Genomic DNA, 22,140 nt, shown 5'->3' with positions numbered 1-22,140 from the left:
TAAATATAGGTAATAATTAAAGAGAAAAGAATTCAAATAAGAACTCTGCACTTACTTAAAATTAAAAGACCTATGAAGTACAAAACATTAAAAAAAGGGATCATTTTAGCTACAGTATTAGCCGTTTTTATGGCTTGTAGCACAGATGATGAAAATGATGAGATTGTAATCACATCAGAAGCTATTACAATAACAGACACCAACACTACGGGAACCGCCGAAGGAGATACCAATAATATAGGTGCAGATGAAGATGATTTAGTGGAAAATGCCACTTTTGAAAATACCGTGCAAATTGTGTTTTCTAATACATCAGCGACTATTACAAACCCAGTTCCAGATGATGTGGTCATTACCCAAGACGGCGCTAATGTCACCATTAATTCTTCTATTTCAAAAGTAGCTTATGAAATATCGGGTACAACAACCAATGGTATGTTAAAAATGTATAGCGATAAAAAATTCAAACTTTCATTAAGCGATTTAAGTATAACCAACACAGATGGGCCTGCAATTAACATTCAATCTTCCAAAACTATTTTTGTAGTATTGGAGGGGGCCAATTATTTAACCGATGCTTCAAGTTACAGTAATATTCCTGATGACGAAGATGCAAAAGCCACATTTTTTAGCGAAGGCCAGTTGGTTTTTAGCGGTTCTGGAGCACTTAATGTAGAAGGAAACTACAAACACGGTATTGCAAGTGATGATTATATAAGAGTTATTAGCGGGGAAATTACAGTAAGTGAAGCAGCATCCGATGCCATACACACCAACGACTATATTATTGTAGATGGTGGTACGCTTAATTTAACAGCAGATAGCGATGGTATGGATTGCGAAGAAGGTTATATTATTATAAACGACGGTACATTTACAATTAATGCTGTAGATGATGGTATTGTGGCATCTTATGATATTGATGAAGCCGATGAGCCAGATGATACCATTACGCCCAATGTCACTATAAATGGAGGTGAATTAGTTATTAATACTTCCGAAGGTGAAGGTATGGAGTCTAAAGGCATGATGACAATTAACGATGGTACCATAAACATTAACGCTTATGATGATGGCCTTAATGCTATTGGACATTTATATATAAACGGCGGAAACAACTATGTCTATGCAACAAAAAATGATGCTATTGATAGTAATGAAGGCATTACCATTACAGGTGGTATAACCATAGCTATAGCAGTTAGAGTCGATGAGCCAGATGGCAGTTTTGATACCGACGATAATACCTTTAAAATTACAGGCGGAACCATTCTAGGCTTAGGCTTAAATACCTCATTCCCAACAGCAAGTGTAAGTACACAAAACACAGTAATTTTCGATGGAATTAGTGCAAATACTATATTAAATATTCAATCAGATAATGAAATAGAAGCGCTTACTTACCTCGTGCCAAATAAAGTGGAGACCATTATTTACTCCAATGCAAAATTAGAAACCGGCGAAACTTATAACATCTTTACTGGAGGCAGTGTAAGTAATGGTACGGAAGTTAATGGCATATACACCTCTGGAACCTATAGCGGCGGAACAGATTCTGGAGATTACTTTACCATAAATAGCACCGTCACTCAAATTGGAGGAGAATTAGGACCAACAGGAGAGCCTGGAGGTAGATAAAACAGGAGTTAAAGTCTCTAGGAACTTTTTGTTAAAAGAGATAAACCTAAAATATTTTTTTCAAAGTAAATTTGAATTAGTTAAAAAAGATCGGTCAATTTATGGCCGATCTTTTTGTTTTATTATAGTACTAAACGCAGTATTTTATATTTGTAAAATGGTATAAGAAATAGATGTTTAAATTATATATGGCTATTTATTTTTTATACTATTGGTATAAATAGTATTTCACATAGCTTATCCAAAAAAAATACCGTTCATATTATTTTTTAGCTAGCTTTTTCAAAGCCACGGTACCATCGTCACTTACTATTTTAATTAGGTATAACCCAGAAGAGATATTTGCTATGTTTAAGAGTAATGAACTATTGTACGCCGATGTTTCTAAAACTTGACTTCCTACTAAGGTATATAACACCACTTTTGTAATGATACGTCCCTCAATATTATGGATATGTAACTGATTATTAACCGGATTGGGATACATTAAAATACTTTTTTCCGGCTCCAAATTAGCATCGGTTGATAGCGTTTCTAACACGTGAGTTTCAACTATATTGGTGATTATGGGTTCATTATAATCAAAAATAATATCCGCTTGGTTTAAAATAGTTGCGCCCACAGGTGTGGTAGCTTTGGGTTTAATTCTATAGGTTACATAGCCCATACTGCCTGCGGTATCGGTATTTTCATCGGGCAGATTAATGTTTTCAAACTTAAAGTTTATTGTATTTGCATTTAAAACATCTACCTCAAGGCTATGGCTAGCTCCCGTAATTTGTAACGTGTTCCAATCTAAATTAGCATCCAACACATTGTCTACATATACGTTTATGGCGCTGGCGGTACCGCTATTTTGAAAACGAATTCGGTAATTAAGATAATTTTCTACTGCATCGGGAGTAATAGATGCCCCTTCAAAAACGGTGATATCATTAGGGTCATACGAGCCTATAACCAGTTGATTAAAATAAAATGAATTATCAGAAACCGTATAATCATCTATAATAGGTGTTATAGAACCACTAAAACTTAGTATATCATCAATATTTACAGTAGGAGGTTGGGCAATAGTAAAAAAGACCTCAATGGCTCTTATTTCCAATGGTTGTAAATTGGAATATTCCCAAATTAACGTCCCATTCATGGCGCTTAAAGGCGTTTCGGAAGCCGATGCAAATGTTATTAATTCATTGGGGTAATTATAAGTAATCACACCGTTTTGTGTGCTGCCACCAACATTCTCGAATACTAAAAAATAACTTGCCTCAAAGCCTGGTCTGGCGTCCGAAATGGGCACTAAAGCAATATTAACATCATTTACAGTGGTATTGGCAATACAAAAATTAGTGATGGCTATGTTTTCAAAGTCTGTAAAATTAACCTCTTGGTTTACTGGCGTTTCAAAATAACTGGGTAAGGTACTTGTTAAACCGACATTGAAAGTACCATCGGTAGGTACCTGAATTTCAAAATCGCCTAAACCATCTGTAAACGTGCCATAAATTCCGTTGGTGCCTACCGCAGTAATGAGTTTGTTTTTAGCGTAAATACCATCTCTAGTACAATCAGAATTAGAAATATCGTATTTTAATTCGCCTTTAATGGTATTTAAATTGCTGCCACCTGAAGCGCAATTGGAGGTAAAGCTAGCCGTATTATCTACATTATGATACAAATTTTCGGTAGCATAAGTAACATCGTCTACACAAATAAATTCTAAATTTGGATTACTACTTATAAACATATAACGTTCCCCCAACGAATTATAAGGCAATGCTTTTATATTAACATTGTTTCCATTCCTTAAATTCACGTAAGCTAACAGCGGGTTATTTTGAATAAAAAGCAATTGTAGTTTTTTGTTTGAAGATAAATCTAAGCTAGTGAGTGGCAGTTCAGAACAATAAATTGATTCTAACTTAATATTTGTTGAAAGATTTAGATCCGATAATAAATTAGCATCAATATCCAAAATACGCAAATTTGTATTGGCACTTAAGTCGATGGTTTCTATAGTGTTATCTGAAAAATCTAAATAATCTAAATTTGGATTGTTATTAAGGTTTAGGCTAGTGATTGTATTGCTGTTACAGCGTAAGTTTATGAGGGCAGAGTTATTTTCTAAATTTAAAGCGTTGATGCTGCTACCATAACAATACAAACTTTCTAATGCTGTGTTTTTACTTAAATCTAGATTTCCAACGGGGCTGGCATTAGTGCGCAACGTTTTTAAGACGGTATTTTTCGTAACATCTAAAGAGGTCAATAAATTATTTGAATTACATTCTAGGGTTTCGAGCTTTAAATTATTTGAAACATCTAAAGAGGTAAGCCTATTATTAGAAATCGTTAAATAGGTCAGGTTTGCTAATGCAGAGCAATCAAATATACTTATAGAATTATTTCGGCATCGTAACACACTAATATTTATAAAAAACTCAATACCAGTTAAATCCTGTATTCGCATGCTGGCATTTGCAGCAGCACTCAGGTTTGTTAAGTCAAGCGTTCCTGTAAAACTTTCGGCTTCCGTTATTTGTATTTGGTTGTCGCCGTTGGTATCAATTACGGGGTTATGGCTTAGTAATTTTGTTTTAAAAACGGCATCGGGAATGCTAATAGTTTGCGCATTTATGAAAAAAGGAATTAAAAAAACAAAAAAGTAAAGGTGTTTCATATACTTAAGTTTGGAGTTACGTTTTTAGATGGCTAATATAATAAAAAAAATAGCTTAAAATCGATTAAATGTATTGTTTAGACGTTAAAAGGTGTTCTTTTATGAGTGTCTTGTTTAACATTCATAGAATCTCGATTTTAAACTTGGCCTCATAAAATTTTGGCTAAAACAATCGAGCGCTTGGTAGCGGCTATTCTACATAACAACAATTATAGATACAAATGTTTTTTAAACGCTGCGAAGCAAACCGCTTAATAGTTTAATAACCCAAGTTCCAATTATTCTAATGAAAACAAATGCTTCTGGGATATTTTACATTATAGAGAATTATAGTTACACAGTAATACTTACAACTACGAAGCCACAATTTGCTTGTACATAATTACTATCGATATAAGTCTGCAACGTTATATCTGCAATTATTTCAAATATCGCCCAAAAGCGCTATTTCGCTAATTGTTGTAAAATGTACTATAATGTTCTGCGTTATGTAACTTGAGCTTTGGTAAAAGCGAAAGTTTAATACATCCTTTTCTTTATTTTTTCTTCTATAATTTTTCTCTACAATGTTAATGGAACACGCTTTTTACGAAACGACGATAGGAGAGAAGTGGAATGTGTGTGGAATGAAATAATACTACATCATTAATGTTTTAAGTAGCCAATTTCTTCTTAAGAATTTGTAAATTGAAAACCTTATAATTAAACAATATTATTAATTAAATATGAAAATAAACATTCCTCAAAAGTTTGATGAAAAATTATCGGGAGACTATAGAGCATTTATTGATGGAACAATTTCAAATTTCAGTTCAATCATTCAAGATAATAAGTTAGAATTTTTTCAAGAATTTACAGATCACGGAATTGAACATATTGAGGATGTATTAAATACTGCATGTGGTCTTATATCCGATGAAACCTTTGAACATATTAATGAAAAAGATATTGCGGTATTAGTAATGGCAGTAATACTTCATGATGTTGGAATGCACATTTCTGTTGAAGGCTTCGTAAAAATATTTTCTAAAGAGTATGACGACTATAGAATTTCATTTTTTGACAAAAATACTTGGGAGGAAAAGTGGAATGAATTTTTATATGAAGCAAAAAGATTTAATGATGAACAGTTATTAGATATTTTTGGCAACTCGAATGTAGTGATTGACCAACCTGATTTTGATAATCTAGATGATCAATCAAGAAAATTAATTGGAGAATTTTTAAGAAGACACCATGCTAGATTATCTCATGAAATTGCAATTGGAGGATTTCCTACAAGCATAGGCACATCAAATATTAAAACAAATACTAAAATTGATAATGAAATTATTGATTTATGTGGTTTAGTGGCTAGAAGCCATGGAATGAATTTACGAAATTCATTTGATTATTTGAAAGATAAACATGAAGATACATGGAAAGTGCCATTTGATATTAAGGTAGTATTTTTAATGGTTGTGTTGAGAATAGCAGATTATATACAAATACATTCTGAAAGAGCAAACCCTATTTTAGTAAAAACGAAACGTTTTTCTAGTCCTATTTCAAAAAAAGAATGGAAAAAACATGATTCCATTAAAGATATTAGCATTAAAACTGCAGATCCCGAAAGAATTTTTGTTAAGGCAAAACCAGAGAACAGCCTAATATTTTTAGAGTTGAGAAAACTATTTGATGATATACAGTATGAATTTGATATTTCATGGGCAATTCTTGGAGAGGTTTATGGTAAAGACGAAGAACTTAAAAATTTAAAAATTAAATTTAGAAGATTAACATCTAACCTCGACAATATTGAAAAATTCGAAAAAACAGTAGATTATATTCCACAAAAAATAAGATTTGATGCAGATCCAGAGTTACTCAAATTATTAATTGGACCATTATACGGAGAAGATCCAAAATATGGTGTTAGAGAATTATTACAAAATTCTGTTGATGCGGTAAAAGAAAGGGCATTTGTAGATAGCACTCATACTGAACAGGAAATTATTGTTTCTTTGGAACAACCTGTAAAGAATTCAAATGAATACTGGTTAACCATAAAAGATAATGGTATCGGTATGACAAAAGAAACAATAATTAATTTCTTTTTTAGAGCAGGAGCTTCTTTTAGGAATAGTATGCTTTGGAAAAAAAGTTTTATAGAAAAAAGTGAAGTAAAAATAGAAAAAACAGGAAGGTTTGGTGTTGGAGTATTAGCTGCATTTCTTTTAGGTGATGAGTTTGAACTTCATACGAAGCATCATAATGACAAAATAGGATATCATTGTAAGGCTTCATTAAGTACTAAACAAGTTGAGTTGATTAAACAGGACTGTGAAGAAGGTACTTTTATTAAAATTAAGTTAAGTCAAAAAATTAATTATGAGTTTTTAAGGCTAATTGGATTTTATAAAACTCAAAATGATAGATATTCATTTTTTGATGAAAAGAATCAAAAATTATCTTGGTTCAATTGGTATGTAATGAATTCTCCAAAAATTATTTATAGAATTGAGAATGATGAATTAAAAAGAATATTTGAATTTAATAGGGTTTCTATTTCATCTTTACCTGAAGAACCATTAAAAGGATGGCATAAATTGAGTACTGATGAATTTAAGGCTATACATTGGACAATAGATAATCGTGATCAAGACTATTATACTTATGGAGGTAGATGGGAAGAAAAGCCAAACAATCAATTATATTGTAATGGTTTCAAAGTTTTAAGAGGATATAAAATGCCTGATTTTCCTTGGAGACGTCCTTTAGTTTCAGTATTCGACGGAAATGCAAAGATGCCATTGAGTTTGAGCAGAGATTACCTTTTGAATGATAGATTACCATTTGAAGATAAGTTAATTGAAGGAATATGCAGAAAAGTAATCGAATCCTTAATGAAAACAGAATTTGAAAAAGTCGGTAAATATTGGAGAGCAAAAGATAACATTTTAAAATTTGTAAATAATGAAATTAACTTAAGTGATTATGTTGTTGTTTCAGGAGATAAATTTGTTCTAATGACGCCATTTATATTTAATTCTCTACAAGTAGAAATGTTTTATCAATTATGGTTGAAAGAAGGTGAAAAAAATAATTTTTTGTTCTCGAATAAAAAGGTTTTTTACCAGGTAAATATTATGAAAAATGACCCAAATTACTTTTATAAAAATTTACTTGAATTGCCATATGGAGTCAAAGGCATGCGTGATTGGTTTGGTTTGGGAGAAACTAAAAATAGAAATGATATGGCATATAATGATTATGTGCTAAATGATAAATTAGCTTATATGTCTGAAAAGAATAGGCTATCTAAAAGCTTTAGAGAGGGTCATAAAAGCCAATTATTTAATGATAGATGGGCAATTATTAAAAATGATAGAAGAAAGGATGAGTACATTGAAAAAGACTATACAGATAAAAAAGTAAAAATTAAGAAGAAAAAGATAACCTTAAATGAAACTCAAATAGATAAAGCATTGCTAACTAATGATTATTACTATTTTATTAAAGAATATTATATTAACGTTAATAGTCAATCTTCATTTAAAAAATTTAAAGAATTATGGGAAGAAAATTTTGGGATTAATGACTACTTAATTCCAATAAAAAAAGAATATAGGAAAGAGTTTAAAACGACCTCATAGAATTTTGGTAAAACAATAGGAGAGTGGAGCGTAATATTTTAGGGGTTTAGTTACTGTTTTTATTGGTTTTCCTGCGTTTTAAAACGTTTTCTGCAGAAATCTTGGTTAGTTCCAATGTTTCCTAAAATATAGCATAGCGAGCCGTAATTGTTTCCAAAATTATATGCAGTCATGATTTTTTTGTTTCTTTTTTTATCAAGAAAAAAAGATAAGAATGAAAACTTTAGAAGTCCAAAGCTTCAATTTCTATTTTACATAATATTAATAGTTACAATTAAAAAAGTTTAAATCATATCGGAGAATTGAATAAGTGCTTAGAATTTTATTTTTCTTAAAATTTAAGCTCTTATGGCAGGCTTACGAAAATCGCGTAGAAAAAAATATGATGCACAATTATTCAAATACGCTAAAATTTCAATAACACTAAAAAGGTTAGCTTTTATTTTGGCGTTGGCAAGCGTTGGATAATTGTGTGTAAAATAAATTGCCAGAGCAATTTGATTTTGTAAAACAATCGAGCGCTTGGTAGCGGCTATTTTGCATAACGGCTAATTATAGATACAAATGTTTTATAAGCACTGCGAAGCAAACCGCTTATTAGTTTAATGACCCAAGTTCTAATTGTTCTAATGAAAACATATCTGTAATTATGTCAAATATCGCCCAAAAGGCTATTTCGCTAATTGTTATAAAATGTACTATAATTAATATTATGTAAAATAGAATATTTAAACGCATACTCTATATTCTCAAAATTCACAATAAATAACTTTGTATTGAGATCTAACTTGCAACATTCATTTGAATAATTTCATTAAGCTGATTTTTACCAATAGGTTTATTAACAATACCATTTATTCCAACCGCATTACACTGTTCTTTAACTTCACTTATTTCTAAAGCAGTTAATGCTACAATCTTTGTGCTTGGTTTAAAGGATTTTATATTTTTAGATGCTTCAAATCCATTCATTATTGGCATATTAATATCCATTAAAACCAAATCAAAATCATCAGTTTTACAGCGTTCAACAGCTTCCAGTCCATTATTCGAAATAGTACAAATATGTCCGATAGATAAAATAAGTTTATTGGTAATCATTTGGTTAATTTTATTGTCTTCAACCACTAAAACCCTTAAAGGTTTTTTACTTTTATGCATGGTACTTTTCGCTATAATATCTGGTGTAGCAATTTGGCAAGGTATAATAAACGAAAAAACACTACCAAGGCCAAGTGCACTTTCTAACATAATACTTCCTCCCAAGGTTTCTAAATGGTTTTTAACAATAGATAAACCTAGACCAGAACCATTAGATGTGTTTTTTTCTGTGGCTTGTCTAAAATTTTCAAAAATTAATTTATGGTTTTCACTAGCCACTCCTATTCCTGTATCTTCAATTTTAAACTGTAAAAAATCAATATCGTTTTTGGTTTCAACAAGTAAAACACTAATATTAATGCGGCCGTTACTAGTAAATTTTATAGCATTTGAGATTAAATTATCCAAAACTTCGGTAAGTTTTAAACTATCAATATTATAAAGGTTATCTATAGATTCTGGTAGATTTAAAACGATATCGTTATTCTTTTCTGTAGCTGAATAATTAAGCGACTTAACCAAATCGTTAATCAACACATGTAAATTAATAATTGCTTTTTTCTCCGCTACCCTATTAGATTCAATTTCTGTAATTCGTAATATTTTATTAACAAGTTCCTGTAATCTATTCCCTGAAAACTGCAAAGAACTTATTAAGTTTTGATGTTCGGTATCCAATGTTTTATCATCGGAAAGCATGGATGTTATACCCATTATGCCGTACAAAGGTGTACGTAACTCGTGACTAATACTGGTTAGTAACTCCGATTTTAGATTAGTTAAATGTTCGGTTTTCGTTCTCACATCGTCTAAATCCTTATGCCTTTGGCGTACTTTAAACGTATTAATTATAAATATAACTAAAATGGAAAATAACACAAAAGAAACAACAACAGCCGTAATAAGATTAATTCTAAAATTAGCAGTTTCTGTTTGCAATTTAGCCTCAGTGAGCTCTTTTTGGTATTCACTAACTTTAAATTGCGTATTTAGTTCTTCTAATTTTAAACTCTTTTCTTTATTAAAAATTAAATCTTTATAAAATTGAAGATTTTGTAAACTTTTAATGGCCAAAGCATAATTAGATTCTTCTTGGTAAATATCATACTGCAATTGGTAATTATCTATAAGTTCTGGGTATAAGTTATTTTCTTTAGAAATAGATATACCATTTTCTAAATAATTATTTGCAGTAGTATATTCCTTTTTCTGCTTATTGTAAAGTGCTCTTAAATAATATGATGTAGCAAAATAAACGGGCTCTTCAATGTTATAAGTTTCTAATGTCTCGGTAGCAGAATCTAAATACGGTAAGGCTTCGTCCGTTTTGTTAAAATCTAAAAATAAACTAGCCATGTTTAAATACCAAGCAGCTATATTACTTTGTTTACCTGTTTTTTCAGCAAATTCAAAAGCTTCATTGTAATAATTTATGGCGCGATTTAAAGTTTTTTCTTTCTTAGAATATACATTTCCCAGACCATTTAATGCCGACGAAATAATGAAATCATTATCTAATTCTCTAGCAAATTTAAGCGTTAGTAAAAAGTATTTTTCAGCACTATCATTATCATTCAATATCTGGTACGTACTGGCTAAACTGTTATAAGCTTTAGCTTGTTCTTCTTTAATATTAGATATGTTTGCAAGTTTAACAGCAACTATGGAGTAGTTTAAAGCGTTCTCAAAATTAGAACCCAAGTTTTCCTTATCGGCCAAATTGATTAATACATTAATACTATCCACAAATTTTGTTGTATTGGTCTTAGGTTGACTAATACAGAAAAAGCTACAAAATAGTAATGTGAATAGTAATAGTTTATTCAAGTCAAGCTTATTTGATTTGGAATGTTAAGTTATTGATATAATTTATTAAATGCAAAAATAAGTGTATAATGTCATTTTTTTTTGTGAATTATTTGTTTTCATGTATTTAGAACATGAAAAATGGATGAATAGGTTTTAATTTATAGTTTTTCTTAAATATAATTTTAACATTTTATGTTAAAATACTGTTATGTAAAGTTCGCGACCTTTTTCCGACTAAAAAATATACTATATTTGACACCCAAAAATTATTATATTAATGAAACCGGATCCAACATCGAAAGCTAAAAAATCTAAGTTTAAGCTTTTACATCAATACTACTCTTATACAGGGTTTTACAGCTTTGTTTGGCAAGCAGTAAAGAAAGCTTTGCCTTTTATTATTGGTATTGTAATTTTGGTTTATGTGGTAAATCACTTTTTTGATATTAACAGAACACTCACGCATTTAACAGAAGTTCTTCCTGCTTACGGCGTGCTTAGTTTCTTTTTTGTTTCTGAAACACTTTTAGGACTTGTACCACCAGAAATTTTTATTGCTTGGGCAGGTAAAATGCATAGTCCTTGGTTTTATTTAGGACTTCTGGCTGTACTATCTTATGGAGGTGGTTTAGTTTCTTATTGGATGGGGCGCACAATTACCAAAATTCCATCGGTACATAATTACATTGCCGTTAAAATGGAAAAGCAACTTAAAAACTCCAAAAAATGGGGTGGCTTTTTAATTATGGTTGGTGCCGTATTGCCACTACCCTTTTCTATTGCTTGTTTAGCAGCCGGTATTATAGAATTTCCCTTTAAAAACGTGATGCTTTTTGGTTCATTAAGGTTTATTCGTTTCGCTATTTATGGCATGATTATATTTAGCGCCTTGTAGATTTAGATTTTTATAAAAAAACCTTATCTAACTCAAGAAGTCTCCTCTCCTATTTATCTTATATTTTTAACGATTAATATGAAGGGTTTACAACTTTTGTACCTTATTTTTGCAGGAAAATTTATAGCATGTTTTCACTTTTAAATATTTTTAGAATAGTAGCCTTTTTAGAAGGTGTATCTTATCTTTTATTATTATTTATAGCCACTCCAATTAAATATATGTCTGGAAATCCAGAATATGTAAAGCTTTTAGGTATGCCACACGGTATGCTTTTTATAGTATATATTATTCTTGCATTTTTAATTAAGAGTGAAATGAAATGGACAAGTAAAACATTTCTTTTTGTACTTATTGCTTCTGTAATTCCTTGCGGAACTTTTTATGTTGATATGAAACTTTTAAAACCCGCCAATTAATGCAAAACACTTCAATTAAAACATCTATTGAAACGACCATAGAAGGAACAGATTATAAGCATGTAATCTACAACTACTTGGTAGATACGCTTCATCTAACAGAATCTTCTTCGAAGTACCTTAATATGCTTGGGTTGGTATTGGTTTTAATTCTATTTGTAGGTGTTATATTTTTTCTAACTAGAAAAATATTAATTCGTGTGTTTTCTCAGTTTGCTTCAGCATCAAAAACAAACTTCGACGATTTACTCGTTAAAAATAAAGTTCCAAGAAACATATCGCACATAATACCTTTACTTATAGCTTTAGAGTTTATCTCTGAGGTTTTTGTCGATTTTCCTTATGCTGAAAGTATCGTTGAAAAAGGGCTTCGCGTATTTGCTATTGTTGTAACACTCTGGATTGTTAGAAGTTTATTAAGTACGCTTAAAGATTACTTAAAAACGCTTCCTAGATTTAAAGACAAGCCTATAGATAGCTACATTCAAGTCTTTATGATATTTGCTTGGTTAGCCGGTTTTATGTCGGCTATTGCAATTATTACAAGTATACCTTTTATAAAGTTTATTACGGGTCTTGGAGCAGTTTCTGCTGTTATTATTCTTGTTTTTAAGGATACTATAATGGGTTTTGTAGCCAGTATTCAAGTATCTATTAATGATATGGTGCGCATTGGCGATTGGATTACTTTTGAAAAATATGGTGCCGATGGAGATGTTACCGAAATTAATTTAGCAACTGTAAAAGTTCAGAATTTTGATAAAACGATTACAACCATTCCTACTTATGCCTTAATTTCCGATTCGTTTAAAAACTGGCGCGGTATGGTAGAATCTGATGGTCGCCGTATTAAACGTGCCATAAACATAAAAATGGATAGTGTTGTTTATCTTTCTTCGGAACAAATAAATAAGCTTAAAGGCATCGAAATTATTTCTGAATATTTAGAAAAACGCCAAATGGATATCGATCAATATAATAAGGATAAAAATATTGATAAAACCATGGCACTTAACGGACGCAACCTAACGAATTTGGGTGTCTTTAGAAAGTATGTTGAAACCTATATTGAACGACACTCTGGCGTTAATAAAAACATGATGATCATGACGCGCCAACTTGCGCCAACGGCAGAAGGGATTCCTTTAGAAATTTATGCTTTTAGTAGTGATAAAAGATGGGAGAATTACGAGTACATTATGGCCGATATTTTCGATCATACTATTGCTGCTGTTCCGTTTTTTGAATTAGAAATTTTTGAATATCCTACTAAGTTAAATTTTAAAAAATAATTTCAAAAACTATAAGTGTTTTCAAAAACCAGACTGTTTTTAGCTTTTTAGCATAACACTATATTTTCATCTAAAACAACCTGTAAAGCGACGTAAACACCGTTAATAAGTAGCTTAAATACTTGTTTTACAGTGTTTTATTTTATAATTTAATTAACTTTTAATTGGTTATCTATTAACATTATTTTAAATTTATAAAAGTAGTTTTGTGTTTCTAAAACACATTCTATGCATAAAAAACTACGTTTATTAATTCCTGTTTCACTACTTTTTTTTAAAACAGGATACACACAAAATTTAGAAAAAACAAAAAAGCAAGTCGATCTGTCTTCCTATTCTTTTATAGATAGAACAGAATTTAAGGCGAGTTATTTTGGTAATATTTTTTGGAATAATGGGCTTACTATTGGGGCTGAATATCTCTGGATAGAAAAGGATAAAATTAAGCATAAGAGAAAAGGGATTAGAACCAATAAACATCAATTTCTTCTTACCGGAAATTTAGGCTTCACCTCTAATTTTTCTTCAAAAACGGATACCGGTGTTTTTACAAATTATGGAGTTACTTGGCGAAGAACAAACAAAAAAGGAAAGCAGTTTAGTATAGAGTTAAATCCTTTAGGTTACTACCGTTCTTTTTTACCAGAAACATATAAAGTTACGGGCAATAATGTTGAGAAAGTATCGCTTCCTGGACGAGGCTATTATGCGCCTTCTATTTCTGTAGGAATTGGAAAGGAACGGCCTGGAAAAAAAATAACAGGTCGGTATTTTAACATAAATTTCATGTTAAGAACACCGTATAATGCGGGAAGTTTACCTGCTTTTAATTTTGAATATGGTTACCGTTTTAATTTTAAAAAGAAAAAAAGAGATGCAGAAAGCAATTAATAATTACTCAAAAATAGTACTGCTAGTGGTTGCTTTGGTCATGATCTTTTCTTGTTCTAAAGACCAAAATATTAACAATTTAGATGACACTATATTCGTGCGCCATAAAGATGCAGATATGCCAGCTTATATTTATGGTAATGCTTCAGAAAAAATATTCTTAATAATATTGCATGGAGGCCCAGGTGGTAATGGATTGGGATACCGCGCAAATACAATTAAAAGTGACATTGAAAAAGAATGTGCAGTAGTTTATTTTGACCAAAGAGGTTCTGGTATGGCACAAGGAAGTTACTCCAAAAATGGCATAAGTATAGATATTATGGCTCAAGATGTTTTGGCTCTTATAAAAGTTATTAAGCATAAATACGGAAGTGATGCTAAGTTCTTTCTTATGGGGCATAGTTGGGGTGGCACCTTAGGTCCTGCAACACTATTAAAAGATCAAAGTGATTTTTTAGGATGGATTGATGTCGATGGCGCACACAACCCTAAAGGTTTATATTTTGAATATATCTCTAATTTTAGAATTGTGGCTACAGAACAAATTGAAGCGGATAATAGTGTCGAATTTTGGCAGAACGCACTAGATATAGCAAATAATGCAAACCAAACAGCGTATAATAGCGATGATGCTTCTAAAATGAATAGTAAAGCTCATAATGCAGAAACTAAATTCGAAAATGATGGTCTTAATAATGAATCGCAAGACGATAGCGACAAATTAATTTTTAAATATAACATACTAACAATGCTTTGGACTGGAAGTAATACCCAATCTATTCTAGCAGATCAAGGACTTTGGGAAACGGTAGATTATACAAACCAACTTCAAGAAATCACCATTCCTTCTTTAGTACTTTGGGGTAAGAATGATATGGTTGTTCCTATAAAATTTGCTCAAGATGCTTACGATAATTTAGGTTCAAGCTCAAAAAAGTTAGTGATTTTTGAAAACTCTGGGCACTCCCCTATGTTAAATGAACCAGATTTATTTGCTGAAGAAGTGATTCAGTTTATTAATACAAATAAATAAATTTCTCTGTGTTATAAAATATTTTAATCTCTAAAAAAAAACAGTTAATTGTAATATTAACTGGATTTTTATTGGAGTTTTATATGTTTCTTGATAAGAATATTAACTTAGATATCTTCTTTAACGTCTTAAAATCATCGGTTGTTTAAGCTTCGATGTTTCATAATAATAAACGCTATCAATTTTATAGGTTTCGTATAATTCCGAAGCACCTTTAAGTTTTAATTTATCTTTAATGTATAACAGCCAATCTCCACGATCTACTTTTACACTATCTAAAACAGTATGCGTTAAGTTCGCACCTTTTAATTGAGCTCTAATTAAAAAAGCGCCAGTTAAATTAGCTCCTTCTAAATTGGCATTAATTAAATTAACATCGTCCATGTCAACATGTGTTAAATTAGCGTTTTTTAAATTGGCACGTTGTAAATCGACATTCATTAAATCTGATCTCGATAAATTGGCCTCATTTAAATTAACATCTCGTAAAACAGCTCCTCTCAATTTGGCATCAATTAATTCCGATTTTGTGAAATCGCTTTCTTGTAAAATTTCATCAACAAAAAAAGATGACGCTATTTTACTTTTACACAGCGAAATAAGTAATTGTCCACGTTCTGGACTTATAGCTTCATCAATAAGTTTATCGCCAACCATGTATCTATAAGGTTTCATAGCGCGGCTTAAAGCAATAATACGCCCAGCTAAAGTATTTGATAATCTTGATGATGCATTGTTTTTTAACTCACTATTTACATCGCTTAAAACCTCTCCCATAATAAACATTTGGGTAGAACGGCGCGAAGCTTCTGCCAAATGTGTTTGTGTTTCTATTTTACTATTCTGTATTTTTAACAAGCTATTTTGGTAAAACATTAAAGTAGTTGGTAATAACGCAACCAGCAAGCCAACAACACCAATACGTGTAATACGCCTAATTAAACTCGCTATTAAATTGGATGTTGTATTTATAGATATTTTACGCTGTTCGTTAAATTCGTTTATAGAATTATAAATACTCCGCTTTAGGTTTTTACCAGCTATTAATGTTCCTACAAATTTAAATAGTCCACGCTTTTTAGGTTTTCCTTTTTTATTACTAAGTTTTTCAAGCTTTTCTTTAAGAATCGCATTTTCACGCTTTAAGGAATCTATATGGTCAATCATTTGGGGGTGTTGAAATTTATCGTCTTCTTATAAAAACAAATTTAGTACTTTAAATTGAAAAGCTAATCCTATCTAAAATAATTGATTTTTTTGCAAAAACGATCAATTTTTAATAAACTAATCAGCAGTCTGTTATGTATAAATTACATATTTATTTTTTCACTTTTTAAGTTTACTCCTACAATTGAATTTTTCAAATTAAATCGATGAAATGCGTTTTTAATTGATAAACAACGTGTTTTTATTGTGAAACACGCTTTAATTCTTTTATTTATTAAATATTTAACTTACGTTTGCTAGTGCCTTTTAACCTACAATCCCAAATTTATTATGAAAAAGTCGTACAAAAACCTTTTATTAATTCCAATTATATTTTTATCATTATATCTCAATGGACAAACACTTGAAGGATCACAAGCTAGCCTAGTTCAAAATGGTAGTACTTATACGGTTATAGTTGAAGACCCTTCTAATAATTCAGGTGAATTTCAACTATATCCCGACATATTTTATGATATTGATGCTGATCAAATTATTTATAATTTTAGAAATAGTGATTTTATAGAAATCCCTTTGGATTTTAATTTTACAGGTGGTACGGTAACAGGAATTACAGGTATAAATGTTAATGCAGTTCAGTCAACGGTAGATGTTTCTGCTGTTACGGCTTCGGTTGCTAGTTCTGGAATTGGTGTAACGATTAATACGGGGACGGCAACTACTGCTGGAACAACTTATGGACAAATTGTATTCGATTTAGTTGTTCAAGGTGTCACTTCAAACACGCTTCCAACAATAACAGGAACAACTTCGGGACAAACCGTTAATGATGATAGTACAATTTTACCTTTTTCAACTATAAGTATAATAGATGCTGATGGCGATGCGCTTTCTGCAACTATTTCTTTAGATATCAATGCTAAAGGTACGTTATCGGGAATGAGTTTATCAGGAACAGGGCCATATAACATTACAAGTACAACTGCTGCACAGTTACAAAGTAAATTAAGAGCCTTATCTTTTAATCCTACAAATAATAGAACAGCCACTTCTGAAACTACAATTTTTACAGTAGTGGTTAACGATGGTACAAGTAATAGCTCTGATAATACCACAACTGTTATTTCTAGTGCCGTTGCTCCAACAGTAACCAGTGTTTCGGTTCCAGGCGATGCAACTTATACTGCTAATGAAAACTTAGACTTCGTGGTTAACTATAATGAAAATGTTATTGTTAATACTACCAATGGAATACCTCAATTAAGCATTACCGTTGGCTCTACAACACGTTCGGCAAATTACGAAAGTGGTGGCGGTACAGATGCTTTGGTATTTAGATATACTATTCAAACTAATGAGATAGACACCGATGGAATAACTGTAGGTACTTTAACAGTAAATGGTGGTACTTTAAAAGATTATGGGCAGCTAGAAGCAAATTTAACCTTAAATAGTATTAGTTCTACTACTGCTGTTTTAGTAGATGCAACGCCTCCAACAGTAACTTGGACAGGTGCAACTGATAATGATTGGGATACTGCTTCCAATTGGGACACTAACTCTGTACCAGTATCATATGCCGATATTATAATTCCGTCTAATTTAACAAATTATCCAACAGCTTCAGAAGCGGTAACATTTAATTCACTAACCATTAATTCTGAAGCTTCTTTTATTCCTCAAAGTACGGCTACAGGAGTAATAACTTATAAAAAAAATATCCCTGATACAAATTGGCATTTAATAGCCGCTCCTGTTTTTGGAGAGACTATAGAGGACTTAATAAATGAACCTAGCAGCAATTTTTATGCTGGATCGGGTTCTAGAATTGGACTTGGTTATTATTTTAGAGATATGACTAATGCTTGGGCATATTCTGAAACATCGACTACCGGTACTTTAGATTCAGGTGAAGGTATATCTGTAAAATTAGATAGTCCTAGAGATATTTCTATTACAGGAACTGCTAAAACATCAGATTTTGACAGATTATTATTCACTGGAACTATAAATAATTATAATTTAATTGGTAATCCTTTTACAGCTTATATAAACTCTGCAAGTTTTGCTGCTGCAAATACAGCATTACTTAGCGAAGAAACTGTTTGGGTATGGAATGGCACTAGATATATAGCACACAATGCTTTAAACCCTATTGAAATCGCTCCTGGACAAGCTTTCTTTGTAAACGCATCGATGGAAGGAACTGCAGTTTTTAAGGCATCAAACCGAAGTCATAAACCTTCTGAGAATGTAACACCTGAAACTCCTAATATTAAATTATTTTTAGAAAGAGGACCAGTTAAAATATCGACTGAAATTTTCTATAAAGCTGGTACAACTACAGGTTTTGATAGTGGATACGATTCCGAAATAATATCTATTCCTGTTTCTGGCGAAGGCTTTGATGGCAATAATAACGACATAGCCGTATTTACTAAATTGGTAGCTGGCGGAAGTAGTAATTTAGCAGTGCAAACTTTGCCTGATTCCGATTACGAAAATACAGAAATTCCAGTAGGAGTAATTGGTTCTAGTGGAGATATAATTACTTTTTCATCTGAAATTTTTGATCCTTCAGGTACTCAAGAAATCTATTTAGAAGACCGTGAAAAGCATGTGTTTACAAAAATATCTGAAACAAATTATACCACAACCCTAACAACTAATCTTACTGGTGAAGGACAATTTTATATCACTACAAAACTTGTCCCATCATTAAGTACTAGTAATATTGAAAACAAATCTAAATTCTCAATGTATCCAAACCCTGGTTCTAATAACGTAAAATTAAAATCTAGTTTAGGAGGCGATTTCCAAATTATTAATCAATTAGGGCAAACTGTAAAAACATTCAATACGCAATCTACAATTGAAACTACAGTTTACGTTGGTAATTTAAGCGACGGTATGTATTTTGTAAAAGCTACAAACGGTACTTCACAAAAATTAATGATTAAAAAATAGTTTACTAAAGTATTAATAGATAAAAAAGCGTGAATTCTAATATAGAATTCACGCTTTTTAAATTTAATAATATAGTATCTATTTTATTAAAACTTTACGCCTATTTAGGGTCTAAAATAGTATTAATACGCTCTAAACAATCTTTATAGTGGTATTTTGTGGTTGTGTTAGTAGAACGATAAGACGCACTAATAACAACCTTTTTCAATACAGATAATTCTCCTCTAGCTAAAGCTTTAACATCTGAAGATTCCGTCATTAAAAAAGCCATACGCTCAATATACGCTCGTTGTAAATTACGACGATAAATATCTACATTTTTAGTTGCGTTAGCTTCTACCCAAAGTCCCTTACGAACATCCTGTAATAACTCTAAAGCAGAATAATTATTTGCATCTATAGTTTCATGATCTATTAAACGTTCTAAAATCTCCTGGCTTAATAACTTATTTAAAAAACTACTTTGGTATTTACCTAAATGCGATGTATAACCTTCATAATCTGTTCGGCTTAAAAGTTCTTTTTGAACTAACCAACTCGGTGTTGTAAATGCATTTTCATGCAACCATTGTACAGATGCCTTTTGAGTTACTTTAGGCACAGCTTCAAACGGAATTCCTGATTGGTTCGGGTTAATTAAATTCTCATGCACACCTCCAACATTGGTTAATACATGACTAATATAACGACGCCACGCTCCAAATAATTCATCATATAATTCCTCTAAATCATCGTAGTCATTAGTGATATCACTAGTCCATTCTGGTAAATGGATAGAAACATACTTTAAGTTTTTAAGCGCATAAGTACTCGCTTTTATAGCATTGTTTCCTATATCTTCTGTTTGTGATGTAGGGTCAAAACGACTTCTTTGTTTTCCGAATATATATTTTGGGTCACCAGCCTTTTCAAGAATCCAACCATCTAAAGTTATTAATTCGGCCTCTGGAGTATGCGCTTCTGGAATTACACGATAACCCCAATTAATAGCATAATCATCGTAAGCTCCTAATTTTCTAATAAACCTAATGTTTTGATCTCCAGGTTGCGCAATATAATTATAACGCGCATAGTCCATAATAGTAGAAGCAATGCCGTTTTTTTGTGTAAAATCGCCATTTCTATAGCTTTCAACATCGTAAGCTTTACTTGCGCTCATGTTATGTGGTAAACCTAAGGTATGCCCTACTTCGTGAGCAATTACCATTTTCATCATTTCACCAATATCTTCTTTGGGTGTATTTAATGTTCTAGCCGCAGGATTAGCCGCGCCTGTTTCAATTAAATATCTATTTCTATACGATCGTAAATGGTTATGATACCAAATAATGTCACTTTCAATAATTTCTCCAGTTCTTGGGTCTGATACACTTGGTCCACTAGCATTTCTAGTTGTACTGGCTACGTAACGAATTACTGAATAACGTATATCTTCAGGGCTAAAATCAGGATCTTCTTCTATACTTGGTGGGTCTTTTGCGATAATAGCATTCTTAAAACCAGCTTTCTCAAAAGGACCTTGCCATAACTCTACACCTTCTTTTATGTATTTACGTAAGTTTTCTGGCGTAGCAGGATCTAAATAATACACAATAGGCTTAATAGGTTCTACCAATTCACCACGAGCATAAGCTTCGGGATCTTTAGGTTCCATACGCCATTTACGAATAAATGTCTTGGTGTCAGATTTTAATGCTTCACTTCCATAATCTACATAATCTAAAGTAAACCATCCCACACGTTCATCTGAAAAACGAGATTGCATAGGGTTTTCTGGTAACAAAATCATAGATTGATTCATTTGTAAACTTATAGACTCACCACTTTTAAAAGATGGCGGTGCAGATGCATTGTAAGTCATATCTTGTACAACTTCAATATTCTCAGGAAAACTCTTAACACTGTTTATAAAACTTCTAGAAGCATCTAAGTTTTTTACCTTGTATTCACTGCGCATATAAGCTGGCAAACCACTAATCGCTTTAACATCACTCGTATAAAATTTAGTAACATCGATCACTACAGCAGTAGAATCTTTGCTAAACGCACTAATATCAAAAGCAAATAATGTAGGTTCGTAATTATTAGATTTAACCGAAATGCTAATAGGTAACTCTTCATTAGCTACCGAACTATAAGACTTCTCTTTAATTAATATTTTGTTTTTAAAACGCTCCCACGTTACTAAACGCGAATTGGTTTTAGTTCCCGCATTAACATAGCCGTCTCCCATATTAGTTGGCAGTTTAGAAATTCTGCTTACCAGAAGCATATCTTTTCCTAAGTGCTCCATAGGGATTTCATAAAAGTAAGACTCTCCAACTTGGTGTGTTTTAAATAAACCATCATCAGAAACGGCACTTTTAGTAATCACCTCGTTGTATGGTTTTATTTTACCCTCTTTTTTCTTTTCAACGGGTTTAGATATTTCACTTTTATCTTTTTTATTCTTTTTTCGTTTAGATTGTGCATGGTTGGTTGTGGTAGTCAAGCACATCACTAATGATAAAGTTGCTAGTATTGTTTTTTTCATAAAGAAAGAGTTAGATATATAATTTTTAAAAATAAAAAATTAATATCATTAATACTTTTTTTTCACAAAATGTTAAG

Annotated in this window: 12 protein-coding genes; 8 read left to right on the top strand and 4 right to left on the bottom strand. The window is 31.4% G+C overall.

Annotated elements, in window-relative coordinates; genetic code table 11:
• Positions 1 to 72 precede the first annotated feature (72 nt).
• A complete protein-coding gene (locus GQR97_RS15705; RefSeq protein WP_158850107.1) occupies positions 73 to 1,638 on the top strand; it encodes a carbohydrate-binding domain-containing protein in 1,566 nt (521 codons plus the stop codon).
• A 262-nt stretch (positions 1,639 to 1,900) separates the two neighbouring features.
• Here the strand turns inward: GQR97_RS15705 and GQR97_RS15700 are convergent, their stop codons facing one another.
• Entirely contained in the window at positions 1,901 to 4,318 is a 2,418-nt protein-coding gene (locus GQR97_RS15700) for a T9SS type A sorting domain-containing protein (RefSeq protein WP_158850105.1), read from the bottom strand.
• A gap of 725 nt (positions 4,319 to 5,043) precedes the next feature.
• Between GQR97_RS15700 and GQR97_RS15695 the strand changes: the two genes are divergently transcribed.
• The gene (locus GQR97_RS15695) at positions 5,044 to 7,953 is read left to right on the top strand and encodes an ATP-binding protein (protein WP_158850103.1); all 2,910 of its coding nucleotides are present in this window, start codon (positions 5,044 to 5,046) and stop codon (positions 7,951 to 7,953) included.
• Between the two features lie 783 nt (positions 7,954 to 8,736).
• On the opposite strand, the gene GQR97_RS15690 is transcribed toward GQR97_RS15695, so the two are convergent.
• Positions 8,737 to 10,881: an ATP-binding protein gene (locus GQR97_RS15690; protein ID WP_158850101.1), complete on the bottom strand. Its 2,145-nt coding sequence runs from the start codon at positions 10,879 to 10,881 to the stop codon at positions 8,737 to 8,739.
• Between the two features lie 259 nt (positions 10,882 to 11,140).
• Here GQR97_RS15690 and GQR97_RS15685 point away from each other — a divergent pair, with 259 nt between their 5' ends.
• The 5 genes from GQR97_RS15685 to GQR97_RS15665 all read left to right on the top strand — a co-directional run bounded on the left by GQR97_RS15685 (position 11,141) and on the right by GQR97_RS15665 (position 15,396).
• Positions 11,141 to 11,758, top strand: coding sequence for a YqaA family protein (locus tag GQR97_RS15685; protein WP_158850099.1), 618 nt, complete (start codon positions 11,141 to 11,143; stop codon positions 11,756 to 11,758).
• Between the two features lie 128 nt (positions 11,759 to 11,886).
• The gene (locus GQR97_RS15680) at positions 11,887 to 12,177 is read left to right on the top strand and encodes a DUF3817 domain-containing protein (protein ID WP_158850097.1); all 291 of its coding nucleotides are present in this window, start codon (positions 11,887 to 11,889) and stop codon (positions 12,175 to 12,177) included.
• Positions 12,177 to 13,469: a mechanosensitive ion channel family protein gene (locus GQR97_RS15675; protein WP_158850095.1), complete on the top strand. Its 1,293-nt coding sequence runs from the start codon at positions 12,177 to 12,179 to the stop codon at positions 13,467 to 13,469. The genes GQR97_RS15680 and GQR97_RS15675 overlap by 1 nt, the downstream gene beginning before the upstream one ends.
• Before the next feature lie 228 nt (positions 13,470 to 13,697).
• Positions 13,698 to 14,360 carry a hypothetical protein gene (locus GQR97_RS15670; protein WP_158850093.1) on the top strand — a complete coding sequence of 221 codons (663 nt, stop codon included), beginning with the start codon at positions 13,698 to 13,700 and terminating at the stop codon, positions 14,358 to 14,360.
• Complete coding sequence (locus GQR97_RS15665; RefSeq protein WP_158850091.1) at positions 14,344 to 15,396, top strand: alpha/beta fold hydrolase; 1,053 nt, start codon at positions 14,344 to 14,346, stop codon at positions 15,394 to 15,396. Before GQR97_RS15670 ends, GQR97_RS15665 begins: the two co-directional genes overlap by 17 nt.
• Before the next feature lie 120 nt (positions 15,397 to 15,516).
• On the opposite strand, the gene GQR97_RS15660 is transcribed toward GQR97_RS15665, so the two are convergent.
• Complete coding sequence (locus GQR97_RS15660) at positions 15,517 to 16,563, bottom strand: pentapeptide repeat-containing protein (RefSeq protein WP_158850089.1); 1,047 nt, start codon at positions 16,561 to 16,563, stop codon at positions 15,517 to 15,519.
• Positions 16,564 to 16,893: 330 nt separating this feature from the next.
• Here GQR97_RS15660 and GQR97_RS15655 point away from each other — a divergent pair, with 330 nt between their 5' ends.
• The gene (locus GQR97_RS15655) at positions 16,894 to 19,530 is read left to right on the top strand and encodes a T9SS type A sorting domain-containing protein (protein WP_158850087.1); all 2,637 of its coding nucleotides are present in this window, start codon (positions 16,894 to 16,896) and stop codon (positions 19,528 to 19,530) included.
• Between the two features lie 100 nt (positions 19,531 to 19,630).
• Here the strand turns inward: GQR97_RS15655 and GQR97_RS15650 are convergent, their stop codons facing one another.
• Positions 19,631 to 22,063, bottom strand: coding sequence for a zinc-dependent metalloprotease (locus GQR97_RS15650; RefSeq protein WP_158850084.1), 2,433 nt, complete (start codon positions 22,061 to 22,063; stop codon positions 19,631 to 19,633).
• Positions 22,064 to 22,140: the final 77 nt, after the last annotated feature.

The organism is Algibacter sp. L1A34 (genome assembly GCF_009796805.1).
Classification (GTDB): Bacteria; Bacteroidota; Bacteroidia; order Flavobacteriales; family Flavobacteriaceae; genus Algibacter.
Note: the sequence above shows the minus strand (reverse complement) of the source record. Positions and strands in the feature narration are given on the sequence as shown.